The sequence below is a fragment of the Psychromonas arctica genome (genome assembly GCF_038155225.1).
Classification (GTDB): Bacteria; Pseudomonadota; Gammaproteobacteria; order Enterobacterales; family Psychromonadaceae; genus Psychromonas; species Psychromonas arctica_B.
On record NZ_JBAKBA010000047.1, the window covers coordinates 1 to 15,512 of the forward strand.

At 36.8% G+C, this 15,512-nt stretch carries 17 protein-coding genes; 15 read left to right on the forward strand and 2 right to left on the reverse strand.

What is annotated here, in order from left to right:
- Positions 1 to 288: 288 nt before the first annotated feature.
- The 14 genes from V6255_RS15610 (at position 289) to V6255_RS15675 (ending at position 12,521) form a co-directional block, all read left to right on the forward strand.
- Positions 289 to 750, forward strand: coding sequence for a flavodoxin domain-containing protein (locus V6255_RS15610; protein WP_341628993.1), 462 nt, complete (start codon positions 289 to 291; stop codon positions 748 to 750).
- Positions 751 to 1,120: 370 nt separating this feature from the next.
- Complete coding sequence (gene mnmG, locus V6255_RS15615) at positions 1,121 to 3,010, forward strand: tRNA uridine-5-carboxymethylaminomethyl(34) synthesis enzyme MnmG (protein WP_341628994.1); 1,890 nt, start codon at positions 1,121 to 1,123, stop codon at positions 3,008 to 3,010.
- Positions 3,010 to 3,636: a 16S rRNA (guanine(527)-N(7))-methyltransferase RsmG gene (gene rsmG / locus V6255_RS15620; RefSeq protein ID WP_341628995.1), complete on the forward strand. Its 627-nt coding sequence runs from the start codon at positions 3,010 to 3,012 to the stop codon at positions 3,634 to 3,636. Before mnmG ends, rsmG begins: the two co-directional genes overlap by 1 nt.
- Before the next feature lie 30 nt (positions 3,637 to 3,666).
- Positions 3,667 to 4,461, forward strand: a complete 795-nt coding sequence (locus V6255_RS15625) for a ParA family protein (RefSeq protein WP_025565315.1) — start codon at positions 3,667 to 3,669, stop codon at positions 4,459 to 4,461.
- 1 nt (position 4,462) lies between these two features.
- Entirely contained in the window at positions 4,463 to 5,371 is a 909-nt protein-coding gene (locus V6255_RS15630) for a ParB/RepB/Spo0J family partition protein (RefSeq protein WP_341628996.1), read from the forward strand.
- Between the two features lie 227 nt (positions 5,372 to 5,598).
- Positions 5,599 to 6,009, forward strand: a complete 411-nt coding sequence (locus V6255_RS15635) for an ATP synthase subunit I (protein ID WP_298943600.1) — start codon at positions 5,599 to 5,601, stop codon at positions 6,007 to 6,009.
- On the forward strand, positions 5,993 to 6,793 hold the full coding sequence (atpB, locus tag V6255_RS15640) for a F0F1 ATP synthase subunit A (RefSeq protein WP_160064820.1): 801 nt from the start codon (positions 5,993 to 5,995) through the stop codon (positions 6,791 to 6,793). Before V6255_RS15635 ends, atpB begins: the two co-directional genes overlap by 17 nt.
- An 85-nt stretch (positions 6,794 to 6,878) precedes the next feature.
- Positions 6,879 to 7,136, forward strand: coding sequence for a F0F1 ATP synthase subunit C (atpE, locus tag V6255_RS15645; protein WP_025565310.1), 258 nt, complete (start codon positions 6,879 to 6,881; stop codon positions 7,134 to 7,136).
- A 38-nt stretch (positions 7,137 to 7,174) separates the two neighbouring features.
- Positions 7,175 to 7,645: a F0F1 ATP synthase subunit B gene (gene atpF, locus V6255_RS15650; RefSeq protein WP_341628997.1), complete on the forward strand. Its 471-nt coding sequence runs from the start codon at positions 7,175 to 7,177 to the stop codon at positions 7,643 to 7,645.
- A gap of 11 nt (positions 7,646 to 7,656) precedes the next feature.
- Positions 7,657 to 8,190 (forward strand): F0F1 ATP synthase subunit delta, encoded by a 534-nt coding sequence (atpH, locus tag V6255_RS15655; RefSeq protein WP_341628998.1) that lies wholly within the window; start codon positions 7,657 to 7,659, stop codon positions 8,188 to 8,190.
- 12 nt (positions 8,191 to 8,202) lie between these two features.
- On the forward strand, positions 8,203 to 9,744 hold the full coding sequence (gene atpA, locus V6255_RS15660; protein WP_341628999.1) for a F0F1 ATP synthase subunit alpha: 1,542 nt from the start codon (positions 8,203 to 8,205) through the stop codon (positions 9,742 to 9,744).
- A 48-nt stretch (positions 9,745 to 9,792) separates the two neighbouring features.
- Positions 9,793 to 10,659 (forward strand): F0F1 ATP synthase subunit gamma, encoded by an 867-nt coding sequence (atpG, locus tag V6255_RS15665; RefSeq protein WP_341629000.1) that lies wholly within the window; start codon positions 9,793 to 9,795, stop codon positions 10,657 to 10,659.
- Positions 10,660 to 10,688: 29 nt separating this feature from the next.
- Entirely contained in the window at positions 10,689 to 12,086 is a 1,398-nt protein-coding gene (atpD, locus tag V6255_RS15670) for a F0F1 ATP synthase subunit beta (protein WP_298943606.1), read from the forward strand.
- Positions 12,087 to 12,101: 15 nt separating this feature from the next.
- Positions 12,102 to 12,521, forward strand: coding sequence for a F0F1 ATP synthase subunit epsilon (locus V6255_RS15675; protein WP_298943608.1), 420 nt, complete (start codon positions 12,102 to 12,104; stop codon positions 12,519 to 12,521).
- Positions 12,522 to 13,089: 568 nt separating this feature from the next.
- On the opposite strand, the gene V6255_RS15680 is transcribed toward V6255_RS15675, so the two are convergent.
- Together V6255_RS15680 and V6255_RS15685 are read right to left on the reverse strand one after the other, a co-directional pair.
- Positions 13,090 to 13,245: a DUF4223 family protein gene (locus tag V6255_RS15680; protein WP_025565303.1), complete on the reverse strand. Its 156-nt coding sequence runs from the start codon at positions 13,243 to 13,245 to the stop codon at positions 13,090 to 13,092.
- Positions 13,246 to 13,624: 379 nt separating this feature from the next.
- Entirely contained in the window at positions 13,625 to 14,317 is a 693-nt protein-coding gene (locus V6255_RS15685) for a DUF2161 family putative PD-(D/E)XK-type phosphodiesterase (protein WP_341629001.1), read from the reverse strand.
- Positions 14,318 to 14,604: 287 nt separating this feature from the next.
- Here V6255_RS15685 and glyQ point away from each other — a divergent pair, with 287 nt between their 5' ends.
- On the forward strand, positions 14,605 to 15,510 hold the full coding sequence (gene glyQ, locus V6255_RS15690) for a glycine--tRNA ligase subunit alpha (RefSeq protein WP_160064804.1): 906 nt from the start codon (positions 14,605 to 14,607) through the stop codon (positions 15,508 to 15,510).
- Positions 15,511 to 15,512: the final 2 nt, after the last annotated feature.

Genomic DNA, 15,512 nt, shown 5'->3' on the forward strand with positions numbered 1-15,512 from the left:
TTTAACTTAATTTCAAACCGAAGTTTGAATCGTTAACGCGTTTCTTTTATTCTCAAACTCGCTAGGTAACTTGCGCTACATCCCGTGTCTGTGGGGTCGCATTATAGGGATTGAGATCACATTGGCAAGTGTTAATTACTGTTTTATTCGATTTTTTGTTTGAATGATTATTTAGCGAACAACCTGCTTTATTTTTATACTAATTCATCTCTATATTTACTATTTATCTCGTTATAATGTATCTCTGTTTTATAAATTCATTATTTCTATATATAGAGAGTAAATATTGTGATTAATATAGATATATTAGTTGGTAGTACATTAGGCGGAACGGAATATGTAGCTGAAGCGACACAGCCATTTTTAGAAGCTGCAGGTTTTGCTTCTCAAGTTCACTTTTCTCCAGACTTAACAATGTTAGATATAGAAGGCCAACATATATGGTTAATTTGTTTAGCAACACATGGTGCGGGAGATTATCCAGATAACTTTAAAATGTTTGTTGAACAGATTAATGATCTATCTGACGAATTAACGAATGTGCATTTTGGTTTAATTGGCGTTGGTGATTCAAATTACGACACTTATTGTTATGCAGCAAAATATTTTGATCTTCTGTTAAGAGATAAAGGTGCTACGCGTTTAGGCAATATTTTCAATATTGATGTCGTTGATTCTCCAATTCCTGAAGATCGTGTTGATGATTGGATCCCATTATGGATAAAAGATCTTAATTTATTAACGAATTAATGATTAAGTTACCCACAAGGTTCTGTGCATAATCCATTTATAACTATTGAATTAGTTTGGCGTAATTACTTTATAAAAATGTGCATAAGAGGCCCTGTTGATAAAGGCTGTTTCTATACGCAGGTTGATCGCATTAAGATCCCTTATTATGCACACGATCGGATCTCTTTTAAGATCCTGATCTTTAATCGTTTAAACATGTTTTACACAGAAATGCGTTTGCTTAATAAGTATAGTAATAAAAGATCTTTAAAGATCTATATATAATACTAATACTATTGTTTTCTTTTAAAACAACCTTGTTGCTTTCCTTTATTTTTTAAAAGAGTAAAATCACGCTTTAATTTTATACTGCTGTATTTGGAATATTATGATTTACCATGAACAATTTGACGTTATCGTTATTGGCGGTGGCCATGCGGGAACAGAAGCTGCTGCTGCGCCAGCTCGAATGGGATTAAAAACCCTGTTATTGACTCACAATATTGAGACTTTGGGTCAGATGTCATGTAACCCTGCTATTGGTGGGATTGGTAAAGGACATCTTGTTAAAGAGATTGATGCTTTAGGTGGTTTAATGGCATCAGCGATTGATAAAGGTGGTATTCAATTTAGAACTCTTAATTCAAGTAAAGGACCAGCTGTTCGTGCTACTCGTGCACAGGCGGATCGTCTTCTGTACAAAGCAGCTATTCGTGAAAAACTAGAAAACCAAGAAAACTTAAAAATATTCCAACAGGAAGTTGAAGATCTTATTATTGAAAACGATCGCGTTGTTGGTGTAATTACTAAAATGGGCGTTCGCTTTTCTGCAAAAACAGTTGTTTTGACAGTAGGTACTTTCTTAAACGGTTTAATTCATATTGGTTTAAAAAATTACAGTGGCGGTAGAGCTGGTGATCCAGCTTCGATTACGTTATCTGATCGATTAAAAGAAATGCCATTACGTATGGGACGTTTGAAGACAGGTACACCAGCACGTATTGATGCGCGTAGTATCGACTTTTCTGGTTTAGAAGTTCAACATGGCGATGATCCAACACCTGTATTTTCATTTTTGGGTAATCGTAGTGAACACCCTCGTCAAATTCCATGTTATATCACTCATACCAATGAGAAAACACACGATATCATTCGAGCTAATTTAGATAGAAGTCCAATGTATTCTGGTGTGATTGAAGGTGTAGGTCCTCGTTACTGCCCTTCTATTGAAGATAAGATCATGCGTTTTGCTGATAAAAATTCACATCAAATATTTGTTGAGCCAGAAGGTTTAACGACGCACGAAGTATACCCTAATGGCATTTCTACAAGTTTACCTTTTGATGTTCAGCTTGAATTTATTCAATCGATGAAAGGATTTGAGAATGCGTTTGTAACTCGACCTGGTTATGCAATTGAATATGATTATTTTGATCCACGTGATCTTAAAGCGACTTTAGAAAGCAAATATATCGATGGTTTATTCTTTGCAGGACAAATCAATGGTACCACTGGTTATGAAGAAGCAGGAGCACAAGGCTTGTTAGCAGGTATGAATGCTGGTTTACAAGTACAAGATAAAGAAGGTTGGGCCCCTCGCCGTGATCAAGCTTACATGGGTGTTTTAGTTGATGATCTATCAACATTAGGTACTAAAGAACCTTACCGTATGTTTACTAGTCGCGCTGAATATCGATTACTGTTACGTGAAGACAATGCTGATACACGTTTAACAGAGAAAGGGCGTGAACTTGGTTTAGTGGATGATGTTCGTTGGAAAGCCTTTAGCGAAAAACAAGAACTTGTAGAAACTGAATTACAACGTCTAAAAGTCCAATGGGTTAACCCAAATTCTATTAATGCCGATAAAATTAATGAATTATTGAAAAAACCTATGCAACGTGAAAGCACATTGGAAGCAATGATACGTAGACCTGAAGTAAATTATGAAAGCTTGATGAAAATTGAAGGCTTAGGCCCAGCAATCGCTGATCCTATTGCTGCTGAACAAGTTGAAATAAATATAAAATACCAAGGTTATATTGATCGTCAGTTAGATGAAATTGAAAAATTGAAACGTCATGAAGACACTGCGTTACCTGTTGATCTTGATTATTCAGAGATTAAAGGTCTTTCAAATGAAGTGACGGCTAAATTAAACGATATTAAACCACACAGCGTTGGACAAGCATCAAGAGTCTCGGGGATCACCCCTGCTGCTATCTCTATTTTATTAATCTATTTAAAGAAAAGCGGCGTTCGTCGTAAGGCTGGATAATGAATTTACGTTCTCAATTAGATAGCCTTTTAGCACAAACTGACTTAATCGTAACTGATCAACAGGCTTCACAACTAGTAGCGTTAGTGGAGCTATTAGCTAAATGGAACAAAGCCTATAACCTTACTTCTGTCCGTGATCCATCACAAATGCTTGTCAAACATATTTTGGACAGTATAGTCGTATCTCCTTATTTACAGGGCAATAGCTTTATTGACGTTGGTACTGGACCAGGATTACCTGGCTTACCTTTGGCTATTTTAAATCCTGATAAGCAATTTATATTATTAGACAGTTTAGGGAAGCGAATGCGTTTTATTCGTCAAGCTATTCTTAGTCTAGGGCTTAAAAACGTTGAAATAGTACAAAGTCGCGTTGAAGAATACCAACCAGAAGTTGGTTTTGATTGTGTGTTAAGTCGTGCCTTTGCTTCATTGGAAGATATGCTATCTTGGTGCAGTCACTTACCTAATGAAAGTGGACATTTTTTAGCCCTTAAGGGGCAATATCCTGAATCTGAAGTGGTTAATTTAGATTCTAAATTTGAATTTATAGAGTCAGTTACATTACAAGTCCCACAATTAGATGGTGAACGCTGTTTAGTCAAAGTTAAGCGTGTATCGTAATAACTCTCATATATTATTAAGTAGGTTTTTGTGGGTAAAATAATAGCAATTGCAAATCAAAAAGGTGGTGTAGGCAAAACCACTACTTGTGTTAATTTAGCAGCTTCAATGGCTGCAACAAAACGCAAAGTACTTATTATCGATCTCGATCCTCAAGGTAATGCCACCATGGGTAGTGGTATCGATAAATATGAAGTTGCACATACAGCCTATGATCTATTAATCGATGAGTTACCGCTTTCTGACGTTGTTGAAACTGAAACAACTGGTGGTTTTCATTTAGTGGCCGCTAATAGCGATGTTACTGCAGCTGAAGTTAAGTTAATGACCTTTTTCGCACGTGAAACCCGTTTAAGAACGGCTTTAGAAGGTGCTAGAGAGGTTTACGATTATATCTTTATTGATTGTCCTCCTTCATTGAATATGCTGACTGTTAATGCCATGACAGCAGCAGATTCAGTATTAGTACCAATGCAGTGTGAGTATTATGCTTTAGAAGGATTGACAGCCTTAATCGATACCATAAGCAAATTAACTGCTGTTGTTAATGCAGATCTCAAGATCGAGGGTATTTTACGTACGATGTACGATCCTCGAAATAGATTATCTACCGATGTATCAGATCAGCTTAAAAAACATTTTGGCGATAAAGTTTACCGTACGATCATCCCTCGTAACATTCGTTTAGCTGAAGCACCTAGTTTCAGTAAACCAGTGATGTATTATGATAAAAACTCAACGGGTGCGAGAGCTTATTTGTCATTAGCTGGTGAAATATTAAGACGAGAAGAACAATCTATCAGTACTGATCAGGAAGTGATTTAATATGTTAGGTAAAAAAAGAGGGTTAGGGAAAGGATTAGACTCATTGTTAAGTAGCAGTACTGTTACACGCAACAAACAAGTCTCCCATGATATTAATGCTGAAAAGACCCAACAACTTGTTAGTAATGAACAAGGTGCCCTTCAAGACTTAGATATCAACCTGTTACAGGTTGGTAAGTACCAACCTCGTCGTGATATGTCAGCTGATGCATTACAAGAATTAGCTAACTCGATTCATGCTCAAGGTATCATTCAACCGATTGTAGTTCGTGAGACCGGTCATCAAAAATATGAGATTATTGCAGGTGAACGTCGTTGGCGTGCAGCTAAAATAGTTGGATTAGCCTCTATCCCGTGTTTGATTAAAAATGTGGAAGATGATGCAGCGATTGCGATTGCTTTAATTGAAAATATTCAACGTGAAAATCTTAATGCAATGGAAGAAGCAATTGCTTTAAAACGGATTGTTGATGAATTTGAACTAACTCATCAAGAAGTAGCAACTGCAGTTGGTAAATCACGTACAGCAGTCAGTAATTTATTACGATTAAACAACTTGAATGAAGATGTTCAAATATTATTAGAACATGGTGACTTAGAAATGGGCCATGCTAGAGCTTTATTGGTGTGTGAAGGACAATTACAATCTGATCTTGCTAAGACGGTTGTCAGTAAAGTATTGAGTGTGCGTGACACTGAGAAATTAGTAAAAAAGGCTCACTCCCCAGAAAAAGTTAAAACATCCCCATTACTTTGTGACAAAACTGAGTTGTTTGTTACAACTTTAGAAAATAAATTTGGTCTCAAAGTAACAGCTAAAAATAATAAAAATGGCAATGGAAAACTGGTCATTGACTACACTTCTATCGCTGACTTAGATGCATTGATCACATTAATTGAAAATAATTAAAAATAAATAGATATTTTCAACAATTTATTATTTTAGGTCATCAAATATTTAATTGATTTAATATTAAATATACCTCAAATTTACTCTATTCTTGTATCACAAGAGCTCGCTTATATTGCATTGACATTTTTTGTCGGTATAATTTGCGCGGGTTTTAGTTTGTGACAATAAAATGATTAATTTAGTTGTTTTTAATGTTTCAGACTAGCTAGTAAAAGGAAATCGGAGTGGTTGATAAACTAGCAAAAAAAGGTCAGGTTTCAGGGCTGAAATTAGTGGCTTTTCAATTATTATTAGTGCTATTTGCTGCATTGATTTCAACAGTGTTTTTTTCGAATAAAGCAGGTTATTCAGCTTTGCTAGGAGGAATCACTTTTTTGCTTCCTAATCTTGTTTTTGTTTTGATGACATTTGCTCACGCAGGTGCTCGGCAATCTCAAAAGGTACTTAGGGGGTTTTACGCAGGAGAGGCTATTAAACTCTTTTTAACTGTGCTGTTATTTGTTGTGTTTTTAAAATATGGAACGTTATCTTTGATCGCTTTTTATATTTCATTCTCATTGCTTGTTGCTTCGCAGTGGTTAGCGCCTTTCTTTTTCTATAACAACGATGGGATAAAACATGTCAGGTCAAGGTGAAGCTCTAACATCATCAAGTTATATTCAACATCATTTAACAAACCTTACATGGAGTGTTGATGGTGGCTGGAATGCGCATGATGCTGGATTTTGGACTTTTCACGTCGATTCTCTACTGGTAGCAGTAGGCCTCGGTGTATTATTTCTTTGGTTGTTTCGTAGTGTTGCAAAACATTCTACTGTTGGTGTACCTGGTAAGTTACAGTGTTTCATCGAAATGGTAATTGATTTTGTAGACGAGAATGTAAAAGATACATTTCATGGCAAAAATGCCTTGATAGCACCTTTAGCATTAACTATTTTCGTTTGGGTATTCTTAATGAACCTAATGGATTTAGTTCCTGTTGATTTGCTACCTCACGCTGCGCAAGCTATCGGAGTACCTTATCTTAAAGTTGTACCTACAACTGATTTAAACGTAACACTTGGTATGTCATTGAGTGTCTTCGCTTTAATCATTTACTACACTGTTAAAGTAAAAGGTTTCGGTGGGTTCGTTAAAGAACTAACTATGCAACCATTTAACCACTGGGCATTTATCCCTGTAAACTTCCTACTTGAATCTGTAACGCTATTAGCGAAACCTGTTTCATTAGGTCTGCGTTTATTCGGAAATTTATATGCTGGTGAGTTAATCTTTATTTTGATAGCACTACTGGGTTACTGGCAATTACCACTGTACTTTCCGTGGGCAGTATTCCATATTTTAATTATTGTTCTACAAGCTTTCATATTTATGATGTTAACTATCGTATATTTGAGTATGGCACACGAAGATCATTAATTATTTAGGTATGACGTTAACTTTTACTTTTATTAGTAATTACTTTTAAACATTAAAACAACTTATTTTATTTGGAGAATTTTTCATGGAAACAGTATTAGGTTTTACTGCAATCGCTGTAGCACTTCTAATTGGTTTAGGCGCTGCTGGTACAGCTATCGGTTTTGGTATCTTAGGTGGTAAATTCCTAGAAGGTGCTGCTCGTCAACCTGAAATGGCACCTATGTTACAAGTTAAAATGTTCATCGTTGCTGGTCTTATCGATGCAATCGCAATGATCGGTGTTGGTATTGCATTATTCTTCACATTTGCAAACCCATTTGTAGCTCAACTAGCGGGCTAATAACGGATCCTAATTTACTTAATTACTAAGGAGCTGTTATGAATATTAATGCAACCCTAATTGGCCAAGCTATTGCATTTGCGATATTTGTTTGGTTCTGCATGAAGTATGTGTGGCCACCACTTTTAGACGCAATTGAAGCGCGTCAAAAGAAAATTGCGGATGGTTTAACGCAAGCTGAACGTGCAGGAAAAGATCTTGAACTTGCGCAAGCAAAAGCAGCTGAAAAGCTGAAAGAAGCTAAAGCACAAGCTGCAGAAATTATTGATCAAGCTAATAAGCGTCGTACACAAATTGTTGAAGAAGCTAAAAATGAAGCAGAAACAGAGCGCAGTAAAATTATTGCTCAAGGTGAAGCGGAAGTTGAAGCTGAACGTAACCGTGCTCGTGAAGAGTTACGTCAACAAGTTGCTGTTCTAGCTATTGCGGGTGCTGAAAAAATCATTAAGCGTACTATTGATAAAGAAGCGAATAGCGACATTATTGATAAATTAGTTGCTGAACTATAAGGAGCGAAGTTATGTCTGAATTGACTACTGTAGCTCGTCCTTATGCAAGAGCCGCTTTTGAATTTGCAGTTAGTAATGACAACATCGAAGCTTGGTCTACGATGCTGTTTTTTGCCACTGAAGTTGCACAAGATGCAACCATGGCAAATATATTAACACGCGATAAAGCACCAAAAGAGTTAGCTGATCTATTTATTAATGTTTGTGGCGACCAACTCGATGAGAATGGTCAAAACTTTATTAAAGTATTAGCTGAAAATGGACGTTTGAGTGTTTTGCCTCGCATTACACAACTTTTTTCTGATTTAGAAACTGAGTATAAAAAAGAGATCGACGCTGATGTTGTCTCTGCTTACGCTCTGTCTAAAGTTCAATTGAATGAGTTGAGTATTTCGCTAGAAAAACGCCTCGCACGAAAAGTAAACCTAAATTGTAGTATTGATAAATCGTTAATTACTGGGATGGTTATTACCGCCGGTGATTTAGTGATTGATAGCACCGCTAGCGGCCAGTTATCTCGTTTATCACATACTTTACAATCTTAATGGGAAGTTAGCATGCAACTGAATTCCACTGAAATTAGCGATCTTATCAAGCAACGAATTGGAAAATTCGAAGCGGTAAGCGAAGCGCGAAATGAAGGTACAATCGTTTCTGTAAGCGATGGTATTATTCGCATCAATGGCCTTGCTGAATGTATGCAAGGTGAGATGATCGAACTACCAAATGGTAGCTTTGCTATGGCACTTAACCTTGAGCGTGACTCGGTAGGTGCTGTTGTAATGGGACCTTACCGTGACCTTAAAGAAGGTGAAAAGGTAAAATCAACTGGTCGTATTCTTGAAGTACCAGTAGGTAAAGGTCTTCTTGGTCGAGTTGTTAACACAATGGGTGAGCCGATTGATGGAAAAGGGCCTATCGAAAACGATGGTTACTCTCCAATCGAAGTAATCGCACCTGGTGTAATCGATCGTAAATCAGTTGATCAACCAGTACAAACTGGTTGGAAATCAATCGATTCAATGATTCCAATCGGTCGTGGTCAACGTGAACTTATCATCGGTGACCGTCAAGTAGGTAAAACTGCTATTGCAATCGATGCAATCATTAACCAAAAATCTACAGGTTTATACTCTATCTATGTTGCGATTGGCCAAAAAGCGTCAACTATTGCAAACGTAGTACGTAAACTTGAAGAGCATGGCGCGTTAGAAAATACTATCGTTGTTGTAGCATCTGCTTCTGAAGCGGCTGCATTACAATACCTGGCTCCATATGCAGGTTGTTCAATGGGTGAATATTTCCGTGATCGCGGTGAAGATGCACTGATTGTATATGATGATCTTTCTAAGCAAGCTGTTGCTTACCGTCAAATTTCACTATTGCTTAAACGTCCACCTGGTCGTGAAGCATACCCTGGTGATGTTTTCTACCTTCACTCACGTCTTCTAGAACGTGCATCTCGTGTAAGCGAGCATTACGTTGAAACCTTTACTAAAGGTGCAGTGAAAGGTAAAACTGGTTCATTAACAGCATTACCAATCATTGAGACACAAGCGGGCGATGTATCTGCATTCGTACCAACAAACGTAATCTCTATTACAGATGGTCAGATCTTCTTAACGACTGAACTATTTAATAATGGTGTACGTCCAGCTGTTGATCCAGGTATTTCTGTATCACGTGTTGGTGGTGCTGCTCAGTGTAAAGTGATTAAAAAGCTTTCTGGTGGTATTCGTACTGCTCTAGCACAATACCGTGAATTAGCGGCATTTGCACAGTTTGCATCTGACCTAGATGAAGCAACGCGTAAGCAGCTTGATCATGGTAAAAAAGTAACTGAATTAATGAAGCAGAAACAATACGCTCCAATGTCAGTAACTGAACAAGCGTTATCACTATTTGCTGCAGAGAAAGGCTTCTTAAATGATGTTGATGTTGAAAAAGTTTTAGACTTTGAAGCATCTTTACTTTCTTACGCTAAAAATGAGCATGCTGAGTTCTATGCTCAAATTAATGAATCTGGTGATTACAACAAAGAGATCGAAGCGCAGTTTAAAGCTATCTTGGAATCTTTCGTTGCAACGCAAACCTGGTAATTAATTAATAACGTAAGTTATTAATTAAGCATTAATTAGGAGTTAGAAATGGCCGGCGATAAAGAAATTAGAAATAAGATCGCGAGTGTGAAAAACACTCAAAAGATCACTGGTGCGATGGAAATGGTAGCTGCATCTAAGATGCGTCGTGCGCAACAGCGCATGGAAGGTAGCCTTTCGTACGCAACGACTATGCGCAAAGTGATCGGTCATATCGCACTAGGTAACTTGGAATACCACCACCCTTATCTTGAAGAAAGAGAAGTGAAGCGTGTTGGTTATATTGTCATTTCAAGTGATCGTGGTTTATGTGGTGGTTTAAACATTAACTTGTTTAAACCACTTATCAAAGAAATGAAAGCACACAGTGAAGCTGGTGTTGAAGTTGACTTAGCCGTTATTGGCTCTAAGGCATCTAGTTTCTTTGGTAATATAGGCGCTAACATTGTTGCTCGAGCTACGGCTTTGGGTGATGCACCAGAAATCGATGATTTAATCGGTTCGGTAAAAGTGATGTTAGATGCTTATGACTCAGGAAAACTTGATCGCTTATATATAGTGAACAATAAATTCATTAGTACCATGGTACAAGACCCTACCATCAATCAATTATTACCTCTGCCAAAAGCAGATGGCGATGAAGAAGTGGCTACTAAGCACTGGGATTACATTTACGAAGGTGAGGCTAAAGATATTTTAGACGCATTATTAGTTCGTTATGTTGAATCTCAAGTTTACCAAGCGGTAGTAGAAAACTTAGCGTGTGAACAAGTTTCACGTATGGTTGCAATGAAAGCTGCAACAGATAACGCTAGTGATTTGATTGATGATTTACAACTTGTTGCCAATAAAGCACGTCAAGCTGCAATTACTCAGGAACTTTCTGAGATTTGTGGTGGTGCGGCTGCGGTATAATTTTAAATATAGATTTTAGAGGATCAGAAATGAGTTCAGGTAAAATCGTACAGATTATCGGTGCTGTTGTGGATGTTGAATTTCCACAAGAAAGCGTTCCGAATATATACAGTGCACTGATCGTGACTGAGAAAAACCTTACAATGGAAGTGCAGCAACAAATTGGCGGCGGCGTTGTACGTTGTATCGCTATGGGTGCTTCTGAAGGTTTAAGTCGCGGTTTAGAAGTTACTGATACTAAACATGCAATCACAGTACCTGTGGGTACGGCTACATTAGGCCGTATCATGAATGTATTGGGTGAGCCAATTGATGAATGTGGTGAAGTTGCTGCAACTGAACACTACGAAATTCACCGTGCCGCGCCTTCTTATGAAGAACAATCTGCATCAAATGAAACACTTGAAGTTGGTATCAAAGTTATCGACTTAATTTGTCCATTTGCTAAAGGTGGTAAAATCGGTCTATTTGGTGGTGCTGGTGTTGGTAAAACAGTAAACATGATGGAACTTATCAATAACATCGCATTAAAACATTCAGGTTTGTCTGTTTTTGCTGGTGTTGGTGAGCGTACTCGTGAAGGTAACGATTTCTACCATGAAATGCAGGAAGCAGGCGTTGTAAACGTTGAAAACCCTGAGTTATCAAAAGTAGCAATGGTTTACGGTCAAATGAATGAGCCACCAGGAAACCGTTTACGTGTTGCCTTGACTGGTCTTACAATGGCTGAGCGTTTCCGTGATGAAGGTAAAGACGTACTTTTATTTGTTGATAACATCTACCGTTATACTCTAGCGGGAACAGAAGTATCAGCACTATTAGGCCGTATGCCATCAGCCGTTGGTTACCAACCAACACTTGCTGAAGAGATGGGTGTTTTACAAGAACGTATTACATCAACTAAAGTAGGTTCAATCACTTCTATCCAAGCGGTATACGTACCTGCCGATGATTTGACGGATCCATCTCCTGCAACAACCTTTGCTCACTTAGACGCAACTGTTGTACTTAACCGTAATATCGCATCTATGGGTCTATACCCTGCGATTGACCCGTTAGATTCAACGTCTCGTCAACTTGATCCACTTGTTGTTGGCCAAGAGCATTACGATATAGCACGTGGCGTACAAGGTATCTTACAACGTTATAAAGAGCTGAAAGACATCATTGCTATCCTAGGTATGGATGAGCTTTCTGAAGAAGATAAGCAAATCGTATCTCGTGCACGTAAAGTTGAGAAGTTCTTAACTCAGCCTTACCACGTAGCTGAAGTATTTACAGGTGACCCAGGCATTTACGTACCACTTAAAGACACATTAGCTGGCTTTAAAGGCTTAATCGCCGGTGATTACGATGATATCCCTGAGCAAGCGTTCCTATACGTAGGTGCAATTGAAGAAGCTGTCGAAAACGCTAAAAAAATGTAACAGCTGGAGGTTACTATGGCTAAATCAATGACCACACATTTAGATGTTGTAAGTGCTGAAAAATCTCTGTTTTCAGGGCTTGTTTCACACTTATCAGTATCTGGTCAAGAAGGTGAACTAGGCATTATGCATGGTCACACGCCATTACTTACACCGATTAAACCAGGAATGGTTCAGTTAGTTAAACAAGATGGTGGCGAAGAAGTCATTTATATCTCAGGCGGTTTCCTTGAAGTACAGCCTGGTGGCGTTACAGTGTTAGCTGATACTGCAATTCGTGGTCAAGATCTTGACCAAGCGAAAGCAGAAGAAGCAAAACGCGCTGCTGAAGCACAAATGTCAAATCCTAATAAGGATATTGATTTTGCTCTTGTTACTGCTCAACTTGCGCAAGCAGTTGCACAGTTACGCGCTATTAAGTTAATACGTAAGTAGATATTTAAACTCTCGTTAAAAAGGCGACCTTAGGGTCGCCTTTTTTATGTTTATTTTCACAACCAGATATATAACAAATCACCTTCAATTCTATTCCCTATTTGACCAACAATAAAAATGCGAAATGGCGATATTTGTTAATCCAACAGTACATTTATCCGTTTGAATAGCATTGTCCGTTGCTGTTTTAGATTTGGAATACCGATAGGTATTAAAATGACAGGCGTTAACTATTCTCCTGTAACACGTGAACCTTTAATAACTCTGATCCTGAATTAATATCGTAATCTTTTGTACTACCTACAGTTAAATCTGTAATCCTCAGAGTACAACCACTTATAATTAATAAAGAGGGAGCAATTAAAATATTTTTCAATAATCAATAAATAGTTCGAAAATCTAAAAGGTGTTTAATTGAATATATGAACAAGAATTTTGAAAAATGGATGGTTTACAGAGGCCTTATAAATAATGAGCGGAAGAGCCATATTTATTTAATTGAGTAACAAAAAACGCACCCATAAGAGAGTGCGCTTTAATATTTATTATCAGAATTTGATATTAAATATTATTCTCCACATGCACCGATAGCAGCAGGAATAGAAAGAGCTGGAACTAGTAAGTAATCCATAGAACAGTCTTTAGCGCTGTTGTAAGTAGTACCAGTACAACCAGCAAGAAGAATTACGGCTACAGCAGCTACTGCTAACTTAATAGATTTCATGTTATATCCTTATTTTATATTTAAATTCAAACAATCAAATTATTGTCAGTGGGAATATAACTTATCATATAGAAATTGGCTATTAAATATTTTATTTAAAAATATAATGAAAATTTTATTTTTCGTTTTAAATTTTAAGTTTAAATTCTTGATAAGAAAGATAAATAATATTTTTTGGTTATTTGATAGACAAATGATAACGTTGAATTAGCATCAATCTAATAAAATAAATATATGTTTAGTAGATGATTTTATAAGAAACTTAATATAGTTTTAAATTTAACTTTATATAATAAAGTTAGTATTCGTTTATATATTTTGGTTATGTCTAATGTATTTTACAACGTATCAAATATATCATTTAAGACATTTAAGACATTTAAGACGTTGTTGCCTTTATTTTTAACTGCCATTCTGGCAGTTCTGCTTTTCCTTTATCTGATAATTTATAAGTTCCGCGCCCTATTTTATCAAACCATTCATAATAATTACTGTAGAGAAACTGTGTCGCTTGTTGCTCGTCAATTGCCTTTTTGATTTTAGCCCCCGAAGCCGTATCTGTTTTAGATAAGTACTCAGCGACCCGTATACATCGTTGTCGATAAGCCGTTAAACCTGCTTTTTTTGTTGTTGAACCGCCTTTTTGAGTATCACCTTGGCGTAAGCTAAATTCTTTTAATAATGCTGATTGTTTGCGTTTGTTTTTTCTAGGTTGGTATTCTTTAGGGTCACTAATAACTTCAACATATTGTTGTTTTTCTTGTATATCTACAACAATCAAACCTAACCCTAAACGTGCAACTAGTTTTTTGATTTGTTTGCTTTTGGTTTTATACATTGGCGTTTGTTTAGGGATGGCAATATAGACTATATCGGCTAAAGTAAAACGATCGATCGATTGTAATAATAAGGTAATGTTGAGTGTTAATTTTAATTCGATAATAATAATTTCATCGTCTTTTTTAGCGACAATATCGCATTGCTTTATTTCACCTTTCACTTCGTAACCTTGTTTATTTAAAAAGAGTTTAATAGGTAAATAAAGATCACTCTCTTTTAATTTTTTAAGCATTTTAATTCACTTTTTTATTTCAATTTAGAGTCTATTTTAAGCTTAAAAGTCTACTCTATTTATTGGCTTTTTGTTTGTTATCTATTGCGCCAGTTAATATATTTGTTTATTGAGTTTGTTATTTATTAGACACTAACAATTGACGCTATCAAAATTATTCAATTTTGTTTTTCTGCTGATCTAATATTACGCTGTAAAGTTAGCGTATACATCTATTGCCATTGGTATAATTGGCGTCAATAGGTATAATGGATTTCATTTTTTTTAATCAACTCGAAGCCTAAATCATGCAAAAATTTGATACAAAAACATTCCAAGGGCTGATTCTTGCGTTGCAAGACTTCTGGGCTCGCCAAGGTTGTGCCATTGTACAGCCACTTGATATGGAAGTAGGTGCTGGAACATTCCACCCACAAACTTTTTTACGTTCTATTGGTCCTGAGCCAATGAGCAGTGCTTATGTACAACCTTGCCGTCGCCCTACTGATGGTCGCTACGGTGAAAACCCTAATCGTTTACAACACTATTACCAATTCCAAGTGGTATTAAAACCTTCTCCTAAAAATATTCAAGAATTGTACTTACAATCACTTGAAGAGATTGGTATTGATACCTCTATCCATGATATTCGCTTTGTTGAAGATAACTGGGAATCACCTACGTTAGGTGCATGGGGATTAGGCTGGGAAATCTGGCTAAATGGTATGGAAGTGACCCAATTTACCTATTTTCAACAAGTTGGTGGCCTTGAGTGCTCACCTGTTACTGGTGAAATTACTTATGGTTTAGAACGTCTTGCTATGTATGTTCAAGGTGTGGATAGTATCTACGATCTCGTCTGGACAGATGGCCCAATGGGTAAAGTAACTTATGGTGATATCTTCCATCAAAATGAAGTGGAACAATCTACTTACAACTTTGAACATGCAGATGTTGATGCATTATTTACACAGTTTGATCAATGTGAAAAAGATAGCCAAAAATTAATTGAAGCTAGTTTGCCGTTACCTGCTTATGAGCAAGTAATGAAAGCATCACATGTGTTTAACCTGTTAGATGCTCGTCATGCTATCTCTGTTACTGAACGTCAGCGTTATATACTACGTGTTCGCTCATTATCAAAAGCGGTTGCAGAAGCTTATTACGCTAAGCGTGAAGCACTTGGTTTTCCACTTTGTAAAAATTTAAATTAATA